Origin of the sequence: Pseudomonas campi (genome assembly GCF_013200955.2) — a bacterium.
GTDB lineage: Bacteria > Pseudomonadota > Gammaproteobacteria > Pseudomonadales > Pseudomonadaceae > Aquipseudomonas > Aquipseudomonas campi.
Genome location: NZ_CP053697.2, coordinates 3,216,530 through 3,239,570 on the forward strand (window position 1 = coordinate 3,216,530; position 23,041 = coordinate 3,239,570).

Consider the following 23,041-nt stretch of genomic DNA (forward strand, 5'->3'; position numbering starts at 1 on the left):
TTGAATAGAGGAAAGGTCGCCTCGGGTCAACCGAACTACCGCAGCAAATGCACCAGCAGGCCGGCAGCGGCGCAGGCCAGCAACACCTCGATCACCCCTCGTTTGAAGCCGAACAACGCCACCCCGGCGGCCACCGCGAGCAACGCCGATGGCCAGTCGAAGACCCCGGCAAAGCCCTGTGGCCACAGCACATGGTAGGCAAAGAACAGCGCCAGGTTGAGGATCACCCCGACCACTGCGGCGGTAATCGCGGTCAGCGGGGCGGTGAACTTCAGCTCGTTGTGGGTCGATTCCACCAGCGGCCCGCCGATCAGAATGAACAGGAAGGACGGCAGGAAGGTGAACCAGGTCACCAGGCTCGCCGCCACGGCCCCACTGACGAATGCCGAGTCGCCGCCGAACACCGGCTGCAGGTAGGCGCCGACGAACGCGACGAAGGCCACCACCATGATCAGCGGCCCCGGCGTGGTCTCACCCAGGGCCAGGCCGTCGATCATCTGCGTCGGGCTCAGCCAGCCATAGTGGCTGACCGCCCCCTGGTAGACGTAGGGCAGCACCGCATAGGCGCCACCAAAAGTCAGCAGCGCCGCCTTGGTGAAGAACCAGGCCATCTGCGTCAGCGTGCCGTCCCAGCCATACAGCGCGAACAGCAGACCCATGGGCAGCAACCACAGGGCGGCACCGAGCAGCAGCAGGGCGAGCAGGCGCGACCAGCGAAAGCGCGCATGGGCCGGCGCCGGTGTGTCGTCGTCGATCAGCGCCGGGCCGTAGGACTTGCCGGCCGCCGCGTGCCCGCCACCGACAGCGAAATGCTGCGGCGCCAGGCGCCCGCCAAGGAAACCGAGCACGGCGGCGCCCAGCACGATCAAGGGGAACGGCAGGTTGAGGGCGAAGATGGCGACAAAGGACGCCGCGGCGATGCCCCACAGCCAGTTGTTCTTCAGCGCCCGTGAACCGATGCGATGCGCCGCCTGCACCACGATGGCGGTCACCGCCGGCTTGATGCCGTAGAAGATCCCGGCCACCAGCGGCACATCACCGAAGGCGATATAGACCCAGGACAGACCGATCAGGATGAACAGCGAGGGCAGCACGAACAGCGCCCCGGCGATCACCCCACCCCAGCTGCGGTGCAGCAGCCAGCCGATGTAGGTGGCCAGTTGCTGGGCCTCGGGCCCGGGCAGCAACATGCAGTAGTTGAGGGCATGCAGGAAACGCCGCTCGGAAATCCAGCGGCGCCGCTCGACCAGTTCCTGGTGCATCAGCGAAATCTGCCCGGCCGGCCCGCCGAAACTGATGAAGCCCAGCTTGAGCCAGAACCACAGGGCCTGCAGCAGGCTCACCTCGGCCGGTTTGTCGGCAACCTCGCTCACCGCTTGTGCCTCTCCCATCATCCTTGCCCCCATCCAGACCAGTCGATGCCGTAAATGCTCTCACAAAGCCGTGACAGCCGCTCGACGCGGCAGGTGCGGACGGGAAAATGGCATGTTCGGCAGGGACGCCAGCGCCGCGGATGCATAAACTATGCGCCTATCTGCTTTCCCTGCTGCCCGAGGTTCTCCATGACAGACGCTGCATCCTCCACCGCCCTCATCATCGGCGCCGGCCACGCCGGCGGCGAACTGGCCGTCAGCCTGCGCAACGAAGGCTGGAGCGGACGCATTCTGCTGATCGGCGAGGAAGCGCACCTGCCCTACCACCGCCCACCGCTGTCCAAGGCCTACCTGGCCGGCAGTGTCGAGAAGAGCAGCCTGTCCATCCGCCCGCAGGCGGCCTACGACAAGGCCAATGTGGAAATCCTCAGCGGCGTGCGCGTCGAAGCCATCGACCGGGCCAACAAGCGCGTGCAACTGGCCGATGGTCGCAGCCTGGCCTACGCCAAGCTGGTCATCGCTACCGGCGGCCGCCCGCGTCCGCTGGCCGTGCCCCAGGCCAAGGCTGCCGAGGCCTGCAGCAACTTCCACTACCTGCGCACCCTCGACGATGTCGAACTGATCCGCAGCCAGCTGGCTCCGGGCAAGCGCCTGGTGATAGTCGGCGGCGGCTATATCGGCCTGGAAGTGGCCGCCAGCGCCGTGCAGCAGGGTCTCCAGGTGCAGGTCCTGGAAGCCATGCCGCGGGTGCTGCAGCGGGTCACCGCCGCCGAGCTGTCGGCCTACTACGAGCGCAAGCACCGCGAAGCCGGGGTACAGATCCGCACCAACGTGCAGGTCAGTGACCTGGAGCTGGACGCCAGCGGCCAGGCCGTCAGCGCCGTGCTGTGCAGCGACGGCACGCGTATCCCGGCTGACCTGGTGGTAGTCGGCATCGGCCTGCTCGCCAATACCGAGCTGGCCGCCGCCGCAGGCCTTGCGGTGGACAACGGCATCCTGGTCAACGAGTACGCGCAGACCTCGGACCCGGACATCTACGCCGCCGGCGACTGCACCAACCACCCCAACGCCCTGCTCGGCCGCCGCCTGCGCCTGGAGTCGGTGCCCAACGCCCTGGAGCAGTCGCGCTGCGCCGCCGCCGCGATCAACGGCAAGCTCAAGGCCTATGCCTCGGTGCCCTGGTTCTGGTCCGACCAGTATGAGCTGAAACTGAAGATGGTCGGCCTGTCCCAGGACTATCAGCAGCTGGTGCTGCGCGGCACGCCGGACAGCGACAGCTTCTCGGCCTTCTACCTGAAGGACGGCAAGGTCATCGCCGCCGACACGGTCAACCGCCCGCAGGACTTCATGGCCGCCAAGCGCCTGATCGCCGAGGGCATCGTCCTCAGCGCCGCGCAGCTGGCCGATGACAGCAAGCCGCTGAAGGAATTGCTGCCGCCCCCGACGGCCTGAGCCAGGAATGAAAAAACCGGCCGATTGGCCGGTTTTTTGTAGCCCGGATGCAATCCGGGAACGGAGCTGCTGGTTTCCCCGGATTGCATCCGGGCTACGCCGCCTGTTGCCCCCGTGTAACACCTATCGCGCGGCGCTTGGAACCATCACGGAATCCACGACCACAGCTCGACATCGATGAAGCGGAAGATCGCCCGGGTGAAGGCCTTCCACACCGGCAACTCCTCGCTGCCGACCTTGGCGTAGCCGGTCATGCCTGACTTCAGCTCGCCCTTGGCGTTCTCGATCACGGTCAGCACCTTGACGTACTTGCCACCGGTTTTCTCGATCACATTGGCGTCAATCTGCGTGACCTTGCCGTCGAAATAGCGATCGGAATAGGCCAGCGGCTTGACCTTGAGCATCGCGCCTTCCTGCACGTAGCCGATCTCGGTTTCCGGGACCTCGATCTCGGCAAACACCTGCTCGGACTTCTCGATCACCGCAAAGGTCTCGCCAGGGCCGAGGTACTTGCCGGTCTTCTGTTTGAGCAGCAGGGTGATCAGCTTGCCGGACATCGGTGCGCGCAGCAGCGAGCGCTCGATCTTCGCCTGGTACATCTCACGCTCGCTGCGCCAGCGCTGTACCTGGGCCTCGGCGGCGGCAATCGAGTCAGGCGTGGCACCGCTCTTGACCAGGGCCAGGTTGGCCTCGGAGACACGGATCGCCATGATGTCCACTTCGTACTGACGCTGGGCCTGCTCGGCCTGCTGCGCAGACACCCCGCCCTTGGCCAGCAGGGTGGCGTGGCGCTTGTGGTTGGACAGGCTGAACTGCGCCTGGGTCCGCGCCATCTGCAGGCTCTGCTCGGCCACCGCGACTTCCTCGGCACGCGGGCGCGCCTTCAGCTCGGCGACCAGGGCCTGTTCTTCGGCAATCCGCGCCTCGGCAATGCGCATCTGGCTTTCATAGTCGCCGGTGGCCAGACGGGCCAGCACCTGGCCGGCCTGGACTTCCTCACCACCGTTGAACAGGACTTCAGTGACGATGCCATCGATATCGGTGGCGACCTGCTGCTGCTCCACCGGCAGGATCACGAAGGAGCCGCCCGGTTCGTAGGGATAGGGCAGGAACAGACAAATCAGCAGCGACAGCAGCAATACCCGGCGGGTGTAGCGCACCAGCTTGTTAGCCGGCTTGAGGTTGATCTTGTTCTCCACGTCTTCCGGCAGGCGGCGGCGCTTCCAGCGCTCGTACTGCAGGGCACGCTCGTACATCTCGTTGGCCGAGCTGAACTTGCGGTAGGTCAGCACACTCAGGTAGCCGACCAGCAACACGCAGAGCAGCACCCCGGTGCCATTGAAATTCAGCTTCAGCCAGCTGCCGACCATCAGCACGGCCACCACGAACAGCAGGGTGGAATAGAGCAGCGAGGCCAAACCGTAGGCCATCAGCGCGGTGTCGTTGGCCTCGCGGTAGGCATTGCCCTTGATCCGTCCGAACAGCGCCTTGAACGCCTTGCCACGCAGTTGCGGCTCGTCCAGCAAGACAGCGATCAGGTGGTAGCCACTGCTTTTCGACAGCGGGTTAAGGGTCAGCAGCAGGGCCACCGCACTGACCACCGCCAGCGCCAGGCCGATGGTGGGCAGCGAGCCACTGGAAGAGCGAGTCAGGTACCAGATGAAGGTGCCGAGGCTGAACAGGGTCGCGCGCATCAGCACCGGGCCGGCATGCAGCCACAGGCGCTCGCGCCGCGTCAGGCCGATCAGGTTGCTGATCTTCGGCATGAAGCGTGGCAGGAAGCCGAGCATCAGCGCCACGGACAGGCTGTTGACCGTACCGCGGTACTTCTGCGCGGTCAGGGCCAGGGTCAGGGTACACAGCAGGTTGACAGTGAACAGGCTGAACAGCAGCTGGACGATCGGCCCCAGCCCGGAGAGCCTGGTGAGCGCATCGCTCTGCACCAGACTGAAGTTGCTGATAACGATGCCCAGGGCCATCACCAGCAGCAGCGGCAGGACGAAGACCATGTACTTCAGCGGCTCGACCCACTCCAGCAGCGTCTTGAGCATGGCGCGCGGGTTGAACAGATGGAACACCGGGATCTTCAGGGTGTCATCCATGCCGGCGAAGCCGCGCACTCCGGCCTGCAGCTTGTCGGCGTCGGCGCCCTTACCATCATTCGAGGCGCCCGCACGCGCTGTGGGCGCTGGTGCGGCAACTGCTGCCTTGGCCCCGTGCGAGGCCCCCGGCGCCTGGGTCTTGTCGCGGAACTTGGCGACCTTCTCCTCGAGCAGGCGCTGCAGGTCGGCCTGCAGCTTCTCGCGGTAGGGCTCGATCAGCGGATGGGACGCCGCCGCTAGCCCCAGCAGGCGCTGGTCGACCAGGTTGACCAGCAGGGTTTGCAGATCATCGCGGCTGAACGGCTTGGAAAAGCGCCGCTCGTAGCTGGCCGCCAGGGCGTCGAACTCCTCGTCGACCTGGAGCATCTCGAGGACGAAGAACTGCCGGGTCTCGAACTCCCAGTGCAGCTCACTGGACGGGTCACGCACCACATACAGCGGCTCGTGCTTGCCGTTGCGCAGGTACACCGTGAGGCCCTTGCGCAGCAGCTGCGGCGTGGCGATCTTGCGCGCGTCGCCGAGGTCGGTTTGTTGCTTGGCCGAAATATTGCCATTCATAGCGCAGGGCTTCCTTTTGACCGATCACGGATCCCGGCGCTGGGCGCGGCGGAGGTCATGGCTTTGCGCGGGGCGAAGAACACTTCGCAGCCGCCGCGCGGGTTGTCGATATAACGGTCGCCACCGAGCGGCCAGACCTTCGGACCAAACGGGTTGGCAGCCCCGAGGAACAGGCCGTAGGGCGAGGAAACGATGGTGCGCATGCCAATGTTGTAGGGGTTGCCCATGCCATCGGTGGTCACCGGCACCCAGTTCTCGCCGTCGTAGCTGCGGTACAGGTCGAACCCCGACTGGCGATTGAAGATGAACTCCTCGCCGACGCTGTTGACGATATTGAGGAACGGCGCCGGCCAGCTGTCACGCCGCGCGTAGCCGAGCAGGCCACTCCAGTCGAAGGTCGACAAGTACAGCCAGCCCTCGTGCTCGGCCATGCGCCAGAAGTAGCCGTTGAAGAAGTTGTCGAAGCCGGGCATGTAGCCGGACAGCGGCTCCTTCCAGCCGTGGGCGGTCATCCGCGCATCGCCGACCAGCAGGTCCCAGCTGTTGTCCGGGTGGATGCGGATCAGCTCCGGGGCGGCCGGGCCGACGCCATTCTGCCGATCGATACCGCCGCCCTGGATGGCGCTGCCGACATACAGCGCGCCCTTGAACGCGTACATGCTCAGCACCGACTGGTTCAGCGGGCCGCGGTCGGCGCCGTCGGCTATCACTCGCTCCCAGTGGTAGGGCTTGCTCTCGCAGGTGCTGCGCCAGACCTGGAAGCCCTTGAGATTGAAGGTGCCGACGTACAGGTGATCATTGAAGGCGCACATCTCGAAGATGGTCTTGTTGCCATCGTCGCCGAAGCCGAAGTCGCTCGCTGCCTGCCACTGGCCATCCTCCGGCGCCTCGCTCTCGTAGACGATGGAGTGCGAGGAGACGTTGGGGTTGCCACCGCGCGAGCCGGCCGGCGTGGTGTACATACGACCCTTGAAGGCCACCATGGTACGAATGGTGGTCACCGGCAGGCCCATCAGGCCCGGTTCGCAGGTCGGCGTGAAGTTCAGCCCGTCTTCCGTGCGCAGCAGCAGCGGGCCTGGGCCTTTGGCCGGCGACCAGGTACTGACGAACAGGCCCGGCGGCCGGCCCTTGCTGCCCGGGTACACGCACATGCCGCGAAAGCCCAGCTCGCGAGGAATCTTCGAGCCGTCGCTGCCGATGATGGTCGGTGCCTTGAACACGCGCCGCCACTCGTCCTTGCGCGGATCGTAGCGCCAGATTTCGGCATGCAGGTCGAGGTCGAAGGGGTTGGCCGGGCACTCCACCGGCCAGGGGTCCATGCTGATCGGCAGGCGCGCCTTCATCAGCGGGAAGTTGCCGCGGGTGGTGCCGATATACAGGTAGTCGTTGAACCAGGCCATGGCATGGGCGTAGGCATTGATCCCGTCGCCGAAGCCGTTGCGGGCGATCAGCTGGAAATCGTCCTGGCTCAGGCCGGCCGGTACACGAACTTTGCTAGTACTGCTGAACATGCTGGATTACCGGGCCCGCGCTTTACGCGCGACCATCTGCGAGATGAAGGAGTCGAGATGGGCCAGAGCCTCCTCGAACTGGGCAAAAGGCCCCTCCTCCGTGCCCTCGCGGGTGGTGAAGAACCACTGGTCATCCTGGCTGAAGAGACGGTCGCTGCGAAAGAACGGCTGCTGCAGTTCATCGCATGAGCGCTGCTGGCGTGCATTCGCCTGGCTGGCATTGCGCAGGAAGAACTCGAAGGAGCGGATCAGCTTCTGCGGCCGCGAAGCCGGGAAGAAATGCCCGGCGCCGCGCACCAGACGAAAGTCCGCTGCAGGCCACACGCTGAGCAGCAGCTCGCCGGTAGTCACCGCCTGCGAGCGCTCGCCGTAGATGGCCAGCACGGGGAACTCCAGCTCACGCAGGCGCTCCACCACCAGGCCGTCGTCGCCCATCAGCTCATGCTGGGCCGTGGTGGTTTCCAGCAGTTTCACCCACTGGTCGGCGGTGCGTTTGCCGGAGCTGCCCATCAAGGGGTTGATCAGCTCGCGCAGGGCGTCGGGCAATTCCTGCCGGTTCAGTTGCAGGGCTGCCGCCTCTTTGAGCAGGCGGTAGCCGAAATAGGGCTCACGGGTATTCAGGTCGATCCCGTGATCGTCGAGGATGCGCTGGATATGCTCGGCATAGCGCCAGTCGCTGCCCACATTGCGGATAGCCGCGATGTGGGTATCGGCGATGGTCAGGCTGGAAATACGCTGCGGATGGGCACAGGCCAGGCTCAGCGCAATCACCCCGCCGAAGCTGTGGGCGATGAAGTGCGCCCGTTCTATGCCCAGGTGTTCCAGCAGCAGGCGCAGGTCCTCGGCCTGGTTAGCCGGGGTGTAGCCCTCTGCGCTCATGCTGGAACGACCGTGGCCGCGCAGGTCATACATGGTCACCCGGTAGTTGCGGGCCAGCGCATGGCCGACCTGCATGTACCAGAATGCCAGGTTGGCGGCGAGGCCGTGGATCAGCACCACATCCTCGACCTCGCCGCCTTCACGCTCGCATGCCAGCTGCTGGTAGTGCAGCTTGATGCCATTGACCTCGGCCATCGCCATAGCGTTATTCCATGTACCCGAGCATCTGCAACTGGGCCATGATCTTTTCCTTCTCGTCGTCGGCCATGTCTTCGGCGTTTTCGTCCTTGTTCACCCCGCGGGTCGACTCGCCGATACGGATCGGGTTCTGGTTCAGCCAGGGCTTGATGAACATGTCGGCCGGCACCTTGCCCTCGAAGTCACCGGGCACTTCCAGGCCCTGGCTGTAGAGCAGGGTCGCGCCGACGTCGCAGATGTGCCGACGGTCGATCTTCACACCCTTGCGGATGCCTGGGCCGCAGGCGATGAAGATGCCATCCGGGTGGTGGGTACCGGCCGGTTCTTCACGCGGCTCGACGATCGGCAGCTTGTTCTTGATCGAGACGAAGCCGAAGTCGCGCAGCACCAGCAGCAGGTCCGGCGCATCCATCATCGCCGGGCCGGCGAAGACTTCTTCGCGCAGGTGGATTTCGCTGACGATGCTCTCGCCGGTGAGCGGGTCCTTGAGCGCCTTGATATCGAGGATCAGCTGTTCACGGAACGCCTCGTAGTCTTCCGGCTTGATCCCGGTCTCGCCCGGATTGCGTGCCACACGGATATTGATGCCGTTGCTCGACGGTGTGCGGCAGTAGGCGGTGGTCTTGGTCCAATCGAGGTTGGCAAACATGCTGTCCTCGCGGCGCTTGGCGGCCTCGGAGTCCGGATCGAGCACTTCCTTCCAGTGCAGGTAGCCCTTCTCGAACAGCCAGGCGTTGATCCGCACCACTTCGGTGGTGGCGGTGAAACCGTGGTCGGAAGCCATGAACACCTGCACATCCGGGCCGGCCATGGTCACCAGCTCTTCGATGAACCCGTCGAGCTGGCGGAAGTAATCCAGGCACAGGGCGCGCATGCGCTTGTGGTAGTCGCTGACACCGTCGTGCTGCAGGGCCGGGTCGAGGAACAGCCACGCCTGGTGCTGCAGCTTGTCGACGCCGTCGAACATCACGGCCATCAGCTCCGGGGCTTCTTCCTTGAGCAGGAACTTGGCGATCTCGAACCACTGTTTTTCGCGCGGCAGGTGGTAACGCACCCAGTTCTCGCGGTCTTCGTCGGTCAGGTGGTCGACTGCCTGCTTCTCCTGCTCGAAGTCCCAGGCCAGCTCCTTGGGATTGAAGTCCGGCAGTTCTTCCTTGAGGCGGTCATAGAAGTTGGCCGGCACGGTGTTGCGGCGCAGGTGCCGCCACGGGATGAAGCCCGGCACCATGAAACCGTTGAGGTCCTTGGGTGGTGGCGCGGTGAACGGCAGGTTGAGCACGGCGACGCGGCGTTCCTGGCGGCTGGCGATCGACCAGATGGTTTCCGCCAGGTTGTCGCGCGAATCATAGAGGGTGAAGAACACGTCTTCGCCACGTTCCTCGGCGCGGATGAAATCCAACAGGCCGTGGTTGCCCGGGCTGCGCCCGGTCATCAGCGAGACCCAGGCCGGCGGGGTCAGCGGGTTGGGCGTGGAGCGCAGCTCGCTGCGCGTGCCGCGGGCCATCAGGCCGCCGAGGAACGGCATGACCGCAGGACGACCGTCCTTCTCTACCGTGAGGTCGTCGAGGATGGTGAAGGTGCACCCATCCATCCCGATGAACAATGTACGTGTGGTCATGCCGGCACTCCTGTGAGTTTTGCGTGAACGAAGTCGATCACCTGGCCAATGGAAAGATCATCGACGTAACTGCCGTCGTTCATCAGCAGGTCCTGGAAGCCCATTTTCGGGCGGTTGTAATGCTCTTCGATGGCCACCATCAGCTGAATGATGTCGACCGAGGCGAACTCCATGTCGGCAACCAGACGGGTCTGGCTGCTGACGGCGTCATCCAGCTCGATGCCCCAGTCCTGGGTCAGGTCCTCGACGATGTGGATCAGGGTCTTCTCGATACTGCTTTTATCCAGACCCACTGCGACAGCTTCAGCCATTGGCTACTCCAAATTCCTGATAATCCAACTCGGCCCCGGCCAGGGAGATCAACAGATCGCCTTGCACTTCCAGGGCCACACTTATTTGTGCGGGCGCCTGCTCGGCAGACCCCGCGAAACTCACCGTGGCGAACGTCCAGTCGTCGCCGAACAGCACCTCGAAACGCTCCGGCGCGCCCTGCAGGCCACAACCGAGGTACTTGGCGGCGGCTTCCTTGGCGCACCAGGTGCGCAGAATCAGCTCGCCGCGCTGCTCGCCCGCCACGCTCTCCAGCGCCTGCTGCTCGTAGGCGCTGAACGAGCCGGCCACCAGCTCCGGTCGTTGCAGACGATCCAGGCGTTCGGCATCCACACCGATGCGCCCGACCGGCACCAGCGCTGCCAGGCAGCCGTGGCGGTCATGGGTCAGCGACACGCTCGGTGCATCCAGCCACTGGCCGTTCCACCAGCCGTCGACATAGGGCGCGCCGAGTTCGTCGTGCCACACCAAAATATCCGCCGGGCAGAGCAGCTCGCCGGTCTGCTGGTAGAGGTAGTAGCGCGTCGCTTCCTTCAGGCACAGACGGCCGTGCAGCCACTCGCGGGCCTTGCGCGTGTGACGCACGGCTTCCCACTCGGGACGCTCGTCCTCGGCGAGGATGGCGTGGGCGAGGATGCGCAGGAAGATCGCCGCCGACTGCTTGCAGAAGTCATCCGCCAGGTAATTGAGCTGCCACAGCAGCACCTCTTCGGCACTGACCAGGGTCGCCGCGCCGCTTGCCAGCGGTGCGCCGAGCCAGCCGTTCATGGGCTCGCGGCGCAGCTGGTAGAAGGCGTTGGGCACCGGGAAGAAGATGTTGGAGAAGCCGCTGGCACGCAGCAGCAGACGCCCCTCGTGCAGGCAGTCGAAATCCCACACCCGTGGTGCGCCCAGGCCCTGCTCGGCACCGCCCTGCGGCTGCTGGCGACCGCGCAACTGGGCGCCAGCGATATCGGCCGGCACCGCTGCATGCAGTTCGATGCGGGCAATGTGCGAGGGGAAACTGTTGAAGTCGGTGCCGACCTGCTGCGCCAGCCAGAAAGCGGCCAGCTGACCGAGGGCATCCAGCAGCACCGGGTTGAGCACCAGGTCGCAGGGCTCGCCGTCCTGGATGAAACCTTCCAGACTGCAGGAGGCCAGCGCCGCGTCGATGCCTTCGCCCGACCAGCCGTGGATGCCGGCGATACTCTGGAACAGCGGGCCATGGAACATGCCGGTGGTGTACAGCTCGGCATCCGCCCAGCGGTAGGCCTCGGCCGCCGCCAGTGGCGCCAGCGGCGTGCCGGTCAGGGGCGCGGCGATCCGGAACTCGGCGCTCATCACCTTGCTGCCGGCGTTGAACAGGCTGGCGCCATACAGGCGCGCCTGGGCGTCCAGGCACTCGGCCTCGACCTGCAAGGTCAGCTCGCCGCGATCCAGGGCGACCCAGTCGAAAGCGCGGACATTCTCGATCAGGTTGATCGCCCGGCTGCCGGCCAGCACGGCGCATGCCTCGGCCATGATCTCCAGGCTGGCCATCATCGCCACGCAGGCCAGGCCTTGCAGCTCGGGCTGATGGTAGGAAGACGGGCCGGACAATACATGGTCGGCGAGGAAGCGATCGGTCGACCACAGCGGGCATTGCGCGATGAGTTTGTCCGTGCCCAGTTGCTGGATCTCGCCGAGCAGCGGCGTGGCGATCGGCGCCCCCGCCACAGACACGGGCGCAAGAGCGACAGGCTGCGCCGCCGTGGGGGCCATGATTTCGCGCAGCACCTGGGCGATCTCGGCATCCACATGGACGAAAGGCATGGTGTTCTTGATCAGCAGGCCACGCTTGGGTTCGACCAGCGGCTGCTCAAGGTCGAGCACCCGGCAGTTGCTGCCGCGGAACAGCTTGCCCAGATCGACCGTCTTGCCGTTGACGAACAGCGCGCCGAGCACGCTGAACAACTGCTCGATGCCGCTGCGCTTGCGCGCGTTGGAGGCCAGCGCGACGTACTCGCTGCCGCCGAGGATGTCGTTGACGAAACCGGTGAGGTTGCCCGACGGGCCGACCTCGATGAAGTAGCGCACGCCATCGCGGTGCATGTTGGCGATGGTTTCGCGAAAACGCACGGTATTCGACCACTGCGCCGCCGCCAGCTCGCAGACCTGCTCCGCCGCCGCCGGGAACAGGTCGGCGCTGGCGCAGGAATACAGCGGGGTCTTCGGCGTCTGCAGGCCGACCGCCTGGTAGTACTTGAGGAAGGCCGTGCTGACCGGGGCGAACAGCGGCGTGTGATAGGCACGGTCGAATGGCAGCAGGGCGCAGATGCCGCCCTCCTCGCTCAAGGTCTTGAGCAAACCGGCAATCGCTTCCTGGCTGCCGAACAGCACCAGCTGGTTCTGGCAATTGTCCATCGCCACCACCACCGCCTCGCCGCTGGCGGCAATGTGCTGCTCGACCTGCGCGCGGCTCATGGCGCCGACGGTGAGCAGCGCGCCGGTGGCGATGTCGCCGGCATCCAGCACGCCACGGTAGACCTTGTTCAGCTCGCGGATAAAGTCGGCCAGCTGCTGGCGGTCACTGAAAGCCATGGTGCCGGAAGCAGCCAGCGCCGAAGACTCGCCGGTGCTGTGGCCGAGCATCACGTCCGGCTCCACGGCCAGGGCGCGCAGCAGGCTGAACATGGCCTGGCTGGCGACGAAGATGGCTTCCGAGCCGACATCCATATCAAACAGGCGCGCCTCCAGCTGGCCGCGCAGCGCATCGTTCAGCTCGCTCTGCGGCGGGAACAGGATGTCGCTGCGGCCCGAGCCGGCCTGCTCGTCGTAGAGGCCCTGCCAGAAATCGAACCACTCGCGCACTTCGCCGAACTGCTGGGCCAGGTCGCTGAACATGTTCAGGTACTGCGAGCCCTCGCCGGGGAAGATGAAGGCCAGCTTGCCGTCCAGCGGCTGGCTGCAGAAGGACAGACCGGTGCGGGTCATCCAGCGCGGCGACTTGCCTTCGGCGACCTTCTTCGCCGCTTGCTGCAGCTTCTTGTCCAGCTCGGCCAGGTCGGCGACCAGCACGGCCAGGCGCACCGGCTTGCCGCTGCAGTCGCGGGCGGCCAGGGTGGCAGCCAGGTCGGCCAGGCGCAGGCTCGGGTTGGCGGCGATATAGCCCAGCACCTGCTGGATATCCTGCAGCAGCGCCGCCGTGGAGTCGGCGGCGAACACGCACAGTTCGCAGTCGCGCTGACCCAGGCTCGGCGGGCGCAGGGCACTGCTCGGCGCCTCTTCGAGAATGGCGTGGGTGTTGATCCCGCCGAAGCCGAAGGAGTTGATCCCGGCGCGCCGTGGCGCATCCGGTTTGGCAATCCACGGCTTGCTGGCGGTGTTGACGTAGAGCGGCGTCTGCTCGATCTGCAGCTCGGGATTGACCGTGCCACAGAGGGTCGGCGGCAGGATCTTGTGGTGCAGGGCCAGGCTGGTCTTGATCAATCCGGCGATGCCGGCGGCCGGGATGCAGTGGCTGATCATCGACTTGACCGAACCGATCGCCACGCTGCCGAGCAGGCCCTGGCGCGCGCCGAGCACACTGCGCAGGGCGGCGATCTCGGTCTTGTCGCCCAGCGGGATGCCGGTGCCGTGGGCCTCGATCAGCGAGATGCTGGCCGGTTCCACGCCACTGCCCTCGTAGGCGCGGCGGATCGACAGGGCCTCGCCCTCCTCGCTCGGCGCCAGCAGGCCGGTGCCGCGACCGTCACTGGCCTGACCGATGCCACGGATCACCGAATAGATGCGATCACCATCGGCCAGGGCGTCGTCGAGGCGCTTGAGCACCACCATGCCCAGGCCTTCTCCGAGCAGGGTGCCATCGCTGCCCTGCTCGAACGGGCGGACTTTCTTGCGCCCACTCAAGGCACCGAGCTGGGTGAAGATCACCGAGACTTCGGCCGGCAGCGAGGCATTCACCCCACCGGCGATCATCAGCTGGCTGCGGCCGTTGCGCAGTTCGTCCATGGCCGCATTGACCGCCAGCAGCGAAGAGGAACAGGCGGCATCGACGATGTAGTTCGGCCCCTTGAGGTTGAGGCGGTTGGCGATGCGCCCGGTCATCACGTTGGGCACCAGGCCCGGGGCGATGTCGGTGTTGGACGGCGGCAGCTTCTTCTGCAGCGCCGCGCGCAGGCGCGCCAGGTCATCGTCGCTGAGGCTCGGCTGGGCCGCCTTGAGCAGTTCCAGGGTCTGGTCGAGGACGATGTGATTCTGGATATGGCTGACCTGGCCACGGTGCAGGTAGGTGCTGTGGCCGAGGATGATGCCGGTGTCGCGGTGATCGTGTTCGTCGCTCAGGTAGCCAGCATCGAGCAGCGCGTCACGGGCCACCTTGAGGGCGAGGAACTGGTCCGGTTCACCGCCGTCCACCGAGTTGGGCATGATGCCGAACTCGCGCGGATCGAAGCGGTAGAGGTCATTGAGAAAGCCGCCAAACTGGGTTTCGATGCGCCCGGAATCCAGGTAACGCGAGGCTTCCCACTCGGCCAGCGGTTCGCTCACGGCATCCGTGGCGGCGAGAATATTGCGCCAGAAGCTGGCGATATCCGGGGCCTGCGGAAAGATGCAGGCCATGCCGATGATGGCGATCGGCTGGTTGGCTGGCTGGCTCATGCGGCTCACTCGGTTTCCTTGCGCAGGTGGGTGCCGCCGAGGCGATTGAGGCGAGCATCGACGATGCACTCCAGCTCCTCGATCAGCAGCAGCAACTTGCCGTCGTCATCGGTGAAGAACACGTTGGCGCGCACCTGCTGGGCCTCACCGGGCAGGCACTGGAAGTCCATGTGAAAGCGCTCCGGCAACTGCTCGACGTAGCGGATCACCCGACCGAACTGCGCCGGCAGTGCCGAGCCGTCGTGGAAGGTGCGCGCCCACAGCAGGGCCATCTGCGGCGCCGCATCGAGCACCGCCGGGTCGACGATCCACTGCTGCTGCGCTGGCGCACCGCTCAGCCACTGTTGCGGCGAGCTGGGGCACATCAGCGCGGCTGCGCCCTGACTGGACAGACCGTTGATGGCGCGGATCACCTGGAAGCGCGGGCCGTGGAACAGCCACTCCTGGTAAGCCTTGGCCACCGGCAGCTCACGCTCGCGGTATTCGCCGGGACGATGCAGCGGCGCTTCCGGCAGTTGCTGGGCCATCTTCACCGCAGCACGGTAGTGGATGCGCTGGGTCTTGCCGCTGCCCGAACGGATGGTCAGGCTGGCGTCGAAGCCTTCGCTGCTGGCGTAGGTCGGCGGGTTGATCACCACGGCCAGGGTCTGGGTCGGCTCGTTCAGTTGCACGCCCTTGAGCAGGCGGAACTCGGCCACCTCGGCGACCACCCAGCCCGGCCACATGACACTGGCGGCCTCGGCGACAATCTCCAGGGCCACGGCCGCCGGCAGCACCGGGATGCCGTCGATGCAGTGTTCCTGCAGATAGCCGTGGGCGGTATCGATGGTGAAGGTGAGCACCTCGGTGCCCTTGTCGCCATGCTCGATGCGGCCGTGGGTCAGCAGCGGCTGGTTGATGCCACCCTGCGCCGCACCAGCTTCGGCCTCGAACAAGCGGCCGATGTCGGCCTCGTGCTGCTCCCAGGGACCGCCGCCGGCGATCACTTCCACTGCATGCGCGCCGCGCAGGCGCAGGGCTTCGCTGAACAACTGGCGACCCTGGGCGGCAGTGACCAGGGCCACGCCCTTGTCGGCAAATTTCTTCTCGGTGTCGGCGGTGACCATGCCGGCGCCGAACTTGGTCGCGCCCCAGGGGCCCCAGTTCAGCGACACCACGTTGACCTGTTCGCCCCACTGCCGTTGCAGCTGGCAGCACAGGCGGTTCATCAGCTCGTTGGCGGTGGCGTAGTCCAGCTGGCCGCTGTTGCCATACCGGCCGGCCACCGAGCTGAACACGGCGAAGAATTCCAGCTCGGCCACGTCCACATACTTCTGCAGCAGCAGCATGCCGTTGACCTTGGTGCCGACCACGCGCATCCAGCTTTCCGCGCTCTTGTCTTCCAGCAACTTGTCTTCGATCACCCCGGCGCCATGCACCACCCCACTGACCTTGCCATAGCGCTCGCGCAAGCCAATCAACAGGGCCTGCACGGCGGGCTCATGGGTGACGTCGACGGCGATGTACTCGACCGTGGCGCCAGCCTGGCGCAGGTCGGCGATATTGCTGTGCATCTCGCGCAGGGCGACGATGGCCGCCACCTTGCGCTGCACGTCCGCCGGGCTGAGCTGCAGGCGACCGGCGCGCACTTCGCCGATGAAGTACTGGCGCAGGGCGTTCTGGCTGTCGAGGCCGGCGGTGGCCGGATCTTCCTCGTGCAACTCGCTGCGTCCGGTGAGTATCAGCACATTGCCCGGCCGGGCCAGGTCGCGCAGCACCTCGGCGGTGATACCGCGGGCGCCGCCGGTGGCCAGGACCACGGCATTATTCAGTGGCGGCAGCAGATCGCTGCTGGCAATTTCATGGGCCTGGGTGCGGAACAGCGTGCGCTGCCCACCCGGATAGCCGACTTCCTGGCGCCCGCCGACCAGCTGCAGCTCGGCGCTGATGATGGCCAGCTGCTCGGCAGCCGCCAGCGCCGGATCGAGATCGATGGCGCGGGTACGCAGAGTCGGGCGCTCTTCACGCACGGACTTGATCAGGCCGCTGCTGCCGCCCTGCAGGCTGAGGCTGGCCTCTGCCGACGCGTCACCGCGACCGAACAGGCCACCCAGGCCGCTGACCGCCATCACATGGGCATCGCTACGCAGCTGCGCGGCCAGGGCATGCAAAATCAGGAACAGCGACTTCTCGTTGACCAGCAGCTCACGCTGCCAGCTGCCCAGCTGCGCATCGCGCGGCAAGGCATGGGCGCCCAGCGCCGCCAGGTGGATCACGCCGGCGACCACCTTGTCCGGATTGGCGGCGGTCTCCCGGCACCAGGCCAGCAGCGCCGCTTCATCGGCCAGAAGGCTCGGTGCCAGCAACGACACCGTGCAGCCGCGCTGCTCCAGCCACTCTTGCAGGCGCAGCGCCAGGCCGTGGTTGTCCGCCGTAATGACGAAGTAACCGGGCTCGAACTGGCGCAGGGCGTTGGCCGGAATTTCTTCTGCTTCGGCAATCACGACATGCCGGGGCGAATGGCTGACCACGGGGGTGGCAGCTATCGGGTTCGCCCCGGCCAAATCAAAAGGGACTGCCGCCTCGCCGACCTCCAGGCTTTGCAGCAGCTTGAGCATGTCGGCCAGCGTCGCTCGCGTGTTCAGCTCGCTACGCGCCTCGCCCAGGGCACTGCCGTAGGCCGGCGGCAGGGTCTGCAGCAGGGCACCGACGATTTCCACGCGCTTGATCGAATCGATGCCGAGGTCGGCTTCGAGGTTCTGTTCCAGGCCGACCATGTCGCTCGGGTAACCGGTGCGTTCCTCGACGATGGACAGCAGGATGTCCTTCATCTTGGCACCCGCCACCTGCGCCGGAGCGGCGGCAGGAGCAGCCGGCGCAGCCGGAGCTGGCGCAACCACGGCCGGCGCCGCAGCAACCGGAGCAGGCGCGGCAACCACGGGGGCAGCCACCGGCATCGCCACCGGAGCCGGTGCGACCGCGACACGCGCCGGTGCCGCAGCGGGTGCCGGGCGACGCGCCGGAGCAGCCGCTGCCGGCATGGCACGCGGCTGGCTGGCCGCAGCACCACCGGCCATGAAGGTGTTGAGCACCCGCTCCTGGGTTTCCAGGAACTGGCGCATGGTGGCGAAATACTCCGCCATCACCGATGACATTTCGTCACCGTTGGGAGCCGTTGTTTCAGACATGACCAGCCTCTCCTTGACTCGGGGTGCAGCCTGCGCTGCGCGTTGGGGGACGGGAATTGAAAGGGGTTGGGCGACCGCTGCGACCAGTGTGCGTGGCTCGCTGGGCGCGGCCGGCAGTACTTCGCCCTGGCGTACGCCGATCTGCCGCTGCGCGGCGCTGGCGCGACGGGCGCCGCTGCCGTTGAGCAGCCAGGCCTGCTTGGGCAGGCTGGCGTCCTGCCACAGGCCGTCGAGACGGCCATTGCTGCTGCGCAGGCAAGCGCGGCGGGCGAACAGTGCGGTGGGTTTGAAGCTGACACCCAGGCAGAACAACCGGGCCAGGGCGGTCAACAGGCTGGTGATGCCCGCGCCACGCTCATCCAGGGCGATGGCTTGGTGCGCGCGACCGTCGAGGATGCGCCCAACCAGACGGCTGAGCACGGCCTTGGGCCCGACCTCGATGAATACGCGAGCACCGGCGGCATACATGGCTTCGACCTGGGCGACGAACTCGACCGGCTTGACCAGGTGTTCGGCCATGCTCGCCTTGAGTTGCGCCGTCTCGCTGCTATGCAGCGCGGCCGTGCTGTTGGAGTACACCGGCATGCTGCCCGGCTGCCAGTTGGCCGCATCGATGGCCGCGGCCAGCAACGACTGCGCCGGGGCGACGAAGGGCGAATGGAAGGCCGCCGCCACCGGGATGGCGCTGGCATTCAGCCCGGCCGCCTGGAAGGCCTGCAGGGCGCTGGCGATACCGGCCTGGGAGCCGGAAATGATGCTCTGCTCCGGCGCGTTGTGGTTGGCCACCAGCACGTCCGGCAGATGGCCGATGCTGGCCTCGACCACCGCTCGCGGCGCCTGCACCATGGCCATGCTGCCCAGCTCGCTGCCAGCACTGGCAGCGGCCTCGACGATGAAGCGACCACGCGCCTCGGACAGGCTGATCAGGGTGGGAAAATCGATGTGCCCGGCAGCGAACAGGGCGACGAACTCGCCATAACTGTGCCCGGCGGCCATGTCGGCGCTGACGCCCAGTTCCTGCAGCAGGCGCCACAGGCCGGCCTCGACCACGCCGAGGGCCGGCTGGGCGATGTCGGTGCTGGTCAGCGCCGCACTGGCGGCCTGGCGCGCAGCCTCGTCATAACAGCTACGCGGGTAGATGAACTGGCTCAGCGGCTTGTCGGCAAAGCGCTCGGTAGTGCCCTGCAACTGCTGGTCGGCGGCAGCCAGGGTCTCGGCCACGGCCGGGAACAGCACGGCGACTTCGCGCAGCATGTGGATGTTCTGCGACCCCTGGCCGGGGAACAGCACGGCGACCTGACCGGCCTCGACCAGGCTGTCGCCCAGCTGAATGCTCGGGTCGATCAACGCCTCACCGGCCAGGCGTCGCTGCGCCTTGTCCAGCTTGTCGGCCAACTCGTCGAGGCTACCGACCACCAGGGCCAGACTGTGCATACCGCTGCCAAGGTTGGCCGCCAGGTGGCAGGCGATATCGGCTAACGCCACCTTGCCCGGCGCCGCCAGTTGCTGCTGCAGCGCGGCAACCTGACTGTGCAACTGCTCACGACTGGCGGCGCGCCACAGCAGCAGCTCGGCCGCCCAGGCATCGCTGACGCTAGGCTGCAACCAGGGCCGATATTCGCCCGCGTACTCTTCCAATACCGCGTGGAAGTTGGTGCCACCGAAACCGAAAGCGCTGACCGCGGCGCGGCGCGGCTGCTCACCATTGACCAGCCAGGGCTGCGCCTCATCCAGCACGCAGAGCGGGCTGTCGGCGGCCTTCAATACCGCGTTCGGCGATTGCACGCCGAGGTGCGGCGGCAGGGTCTTGTGATGCAGGGCCAGGGCCGCCTTGATCATCCCAGCCACGCCGGCGGTGGCCTTGGTGTGACCGATCATGGTCTTCACCGAGCCGACCACGGCTTGCGCCGGTCGGCTGCCGGCTTCGCGCAACAGCGAGGTGGTGCTGTCCAGTTCGGCGGTGTCGCCGGCCACCGTGCCGGTGCCGTGGGCCTCGAACAGGCCGACGCTTTCCGGGCCGAAGCCGGCCTGCTGGTAGGCCCGGCGCATGGCGCGCAACTGCCCGGCAGGCAACGGCGCGGTGAGGCCCTTGGCCTTGCCGTCACTGCTGCCGGCCATGCCCTTGATCACCGCATAGACGCGGTCGCCGTCGCGCTCGGCATCGCTCAGGCGCTTGAGCGCGAGCATGGCGATGCCTTCGGAAATCACGATGCCGTCGGCCGATTCGTCGAAGGTGCGGCAACGGCCGCGCGGCGACAGGGCCTGGGTCTTGCTGAAGCACAGGTAGCCGAACGGGCCCTGCACGGTATCCACGCCGCCAGCGATAACCAGATCGCTACGGCCGGAGAGCAGTTCGTTGATGCCCTGATAGATCGCCGCCAGGGACGAGGCGCAAGCGGCGTCGGTGGCGAAGTTGACTCCGCCGAAGTCCAGGCGGTTGGCGATGCGCCCGGCCATGACGTTGATCAGGATGCCGGCGAAGGTGTCTTCGGTCCATTCCGGCAGGCGCTCGGCGATCGCGCTCGGCAGCTCGCCCGAAAAACGCGGCAGCTCGGAGCGCAGGCCGTACTGCATGCCGACGTCGCCGGCACCGCCGCTGGCGCCGATGATTACCGAGGCCTTCTCGCGATTGAAGCCACGCTGCTCGTAGCCGGCGTCGCTGAGGGTCTGGCGGGCTATGTCCAGGGCCATCAGCTGCATCGGGTCGACCGACTCGATGGATTTCGGCGGCATGCCGTAACGGGTTGGATCGAAGACCATGTCGTCGAGGAAGCCGCCCCAGCGCGAGTAGATCTTGTCCGGGGTGCTGCGGTTCTCGTCGAAGTACAGGCGCCAGTCCCAGCGATGGGCCGGGATTTCGGTGATCGCGTCGACCTTGTTGAGGATGTTGTGCCAGTACTCGCGCGGGGTCTTCGAGCCTGGCAGCACCGAGCCCATGCCGATAATGGCGATATCCGCCGGATCGCCGCTCAGCGGCGCCAGCTCGTCCTGGGCCTGCACATGCGCTTCGAGCAGGGCCAGTGCCTCGTCGGTGACGCTGTGGTGCAGGCTGGCGATATCGGTAACGGCGGCGCGCAGGGTGGCGACCTGGCCGATCATGTACATGCCGTCGGCGACTTGCTCGTCCTCGCTGAAGACCTTGAGCTTGGCCTCTTCACCGATGCGCATGCTGCCCTTGGAAGCCAGGCGCAGGCGACCGAGGATCAGATCGTCGAGCTGCTCGCGCGCCTCGTCGGCGGGCACAGCCTGCTGCTTGAGCTCGTTGCGGCGAGCGAAGAACGCGGCGGCGAACGGGGTGTAGGCGCAGCGGCTGGCATGTCCGGTGCCGGACTCCAGGTTGACCGTGCGCGCACAGTCGATGGCCTGCTGCTGGAAAGTCGAAACTATGGCGCCGGAGCCGACGATTTCACGGGTGAACAGGTAGGCGCTGCCCATCAGCATGCCGACCTTGACGCCCAGCGCCAGCAAAGGCGCCGCCATGGTCTGAACCATGGCCGAGGAACGGGCATCGTGGATGCCACCGGCGAACAGCACCTGGATCTCGGCCGCCGGCACGCCGCCTTTGATCTCGTCGAGCAGGCGGTCGATCATGCTGCTCCACAACACGAAGCTGCTCAGCGGGCCGACATGCCCGCCGCACTCGCGGCCCTCGAAGATGAAGCGCCGCGCCCCTTCCTTGAGGAACATCGGGATCAGGTTGGCCGACGGCACATGCAGGAAGGACGGGATGCCCGACTGCTCCAGGCGCACTGCCTGGTCCGGGCGACCGCCGGCGATGATGGCGTAGTTGGGCTGGTAGGGCTTGGCCGCGGCAATCTGCTCGTCGAGCAGGCTTTGCGGGGCGAAGCCCAGCAGGCCGATACCCCAGGGTCGGCCGGCGAGCAGCTGGTGGGTCTTGTTCAGCAAATCATCCAGCGGCTTGCCCTTGAGCAGGGCCAGGGCCAGCATCGGCAGCGCCCCACCACTGGCTACGGCTTCGGCAAATTCGGCCTTGTCCGAGACCCGGCTCATCGGCCCCTGCACCAGCGGCAACGGCAGGCCCAGGGCCTGGGCCAGTGGCGCATCGGCCTGGATCGCCCGCGCTTTCAGGGCAGCCTGCGGGTTGTTCTGCACCGCGTTATCGATGGCCTGGAGCAGTTGCGCCAGGCTGCCGTACTGTTTCTGCCAGGCAGCCGCGAATGCCACATCCTGGCCCAGCGGCAGCAACCCGGCGGCTGGCTCGCGCCAGTTGATTTCGGCCAGCACCCGCGCGCGCAATTCGGCGGGAGTGAGACATTCCGCCGCGGCGACAAAGGCCTTGGCCGTGGCAAAACCGGGACGCAGCAGTACCCGGCAGTAACAGCCGAACTCGCCGTTGCCGGCGGCGACTGTTTCGCTGCCGGACAGGCTGCGCAGATGGGGGAACAGCTCACTGGCGACCGGCGACTCCTGCAGCAGCAGGACCTGACTGTCCAGCACTACGCCCGCACATCCGGCAACGGCGGCGGCAGCGGCGGTGTGCGGGGTGATGCCGCCACGCAGGTAGAGTGGCAAGTCACTCTGTTGGCGCCAGTGCTGGGCGAGAATGAAGCAGCTGCTTTCGCCAACGAAACCGGCGGCTTCGTGGCCCTTGAGGATCAGGCCATCAACGGCAGCGAGCAGGTCTGGCTCAAGCGGCGCGCTGCTCGACAACTCGAGCAGCACGCGCACACCGCGGGCACGCAGGGCTGGCAGGCTATCGCGCCACGGGCTGAACTGCTCGCCACCCACCACCAGCAGACACAAACCAGTGCCCGCCTGACGCACCAGAGCATCGTGCAGCGCGCGATCAAAATCGCCCAGACGCACGCCAAAGCCGTGCGGCCCGGCATGCTGGGCGAGCACAGCCAACTGCTCGACGCCCTGCACCGCACAGCCCGCGAGCTCCAGATCGAGGACGCCAAGACCACCGGCCCGGGAGGCAGCAATTGCCAGAGCAGGGTGCGCCAAACCGCTTGGAGAAAATACCAACGTCTGAAAGCCAGAAGCGCTTTGAGAGCCATTCATGCGTGCAGCCTCATTCCTTAGGCAAACAACCCCGTGTGGCGGATGTCCGCACTCACTCGGGGGCCAATTCCAGCTGCAACCACCTGAAGAGCACCCACTGCAAGAAACGGGCAGAAACCCGTAAACAGCATGAAGCTCGCGCGTCGCCCTAGAAACTTTGTACTTCACCCACACTGCGCAAGCGCTGGCCAGAACCAGCGGCACAGCCAAA

General features: G+C 66.3%; 9 protein-coding genes. 1 reads left to right on the forward strand and 8 read right to left on the reverse strand.

What is annotated here, in order from left to right:
• Window positions 1-35 precede the first annotated feature (35 nt).
• The gene (chrA, locus tag HNE05_RS14965) at window positions 36-1,391 is read right to left on the reverse strand and encodes a chromate efflux transporter (RefSeq protein ID WP_420827010.1); all 1,356 of its coding nucleotides are present in this window, start codon (window positions 1,389-1,391) and stop codon (window positions 36-38) included.
• A gap of 171 nt (window positions 1,392-1,562) precedes the next feature.
• Here chrA and HNE05_RS14970 point away from each other — a divergent pair, with 171 nt between their 5' ends.
• Window positions 1,563-2,825, forward strand: coding sequence for an NAD(P)/FAD-dependent oxidoreductase (locus tag HNE05_RS14970; protein ID WP_173208806.1), 1,263 nt, complete (start codon window positions 1,563-1,565; stop codon window positions 2,823-2,825).
• 146 nt (window positions 2,826-2,971) lie between these two features.
• Here the strand turns inward: HNE05_RS14970 and HNE05_RS14975 are convergent, their stop codons facing one another.
• The 7 genes from HNE05_RS14975 to HNE05_RS15005 are packed head-to-tail and all read right to left on the reverse strand — an operon-like array spanning window position 2,972 to window position 22,668.
• Window positions 2,972-5,485, reverse strand: a complete 2,514-nt coding sequence (locus HNE05_RS14975) for an HlyD family secretion protein (RefSeq protein WP_173208808.1) — start codon at window positions 5,483-5,485, stop codon at window positions 2,972-2,974.
• On the reverse strand, window positions 5,482-6,996 hold the full coding sequence (locus HNE05_RS14980; RefSeq protein ID WP_173208811.1) for a hypothetical protein: 1,515 nt from the start codon (window positions 6,994-6,996) through the stop codon (window positions 5,482-5,484). Before HNE05_RS14980 ends, HNE05_RS14975 begins: the two co-directional genes overlap by 4 nt.
• Window positions 6,997-7,002: 6 nt before the next feature.
• Complete coding sequence (locus tag HNE05_RS14985; RefSeq protein ID WP_173208813.1) at window positions 7,003-8,076, reverse strand: alpha/beta fold hydrolase; 1,074 nt, start codon at window positions 8,074-8,076, stop codon at window positions 7,003-7,005.
• Window positions 8,077-8,080: 4 nt separating this feature from the next.
• Complete coding sequence (locus HNE05_RS14990) at window positions 8,081-9,691, reverse strand: alkaline phosphatase family protein (protein ID WP_173208815.1); 1,611 nt, start codon at window positions 9,689-9,691, stop codon at window positions 8,081-8,083.
• Window positions 9,688-10,002, reverse strand: coding sequence for an acyl carrier protein (locus tag HNE05_RS14995; RefSeq protein ID WP_173208817.1), 315 nt, complete (start codon window positions 10,000-10,002; stop codon window positions 9,688-9,690). The genes HNE05_RS14990 and HNE05_RS14995 overlap by 4 nt, the downstream gene beginning before the upstream one ends.
• Window positions 9,995-14,638: a type I polyketide synthase gene (locus HNE05_RS15000; RefSeq protein WP_173208819.1), complete on the reverse strand. Its 4,644-nt coding sequence runs from the start codon at window positions 14,636-14,638 to the stop codon at window positions 9,995-9,997. Before HNE05_RS15000 ends, HNE05_RS14995 begins: the two co-directional genes overlap by 8 nt.
• A 5-nt stretch (window positions 14,639-14,643) precedes the next feature.
• Entirely contained in the window at window positions 14,644-22,668 is an 8,025-nt protein-coding gene (locus HNE05_RS15005) for a type I polyketide synthase (RefSeq protein WP_219637197.1), read from the reverse strand.
• Window positions 22,669-23,041: the final 373 nt, after the last annotated feature.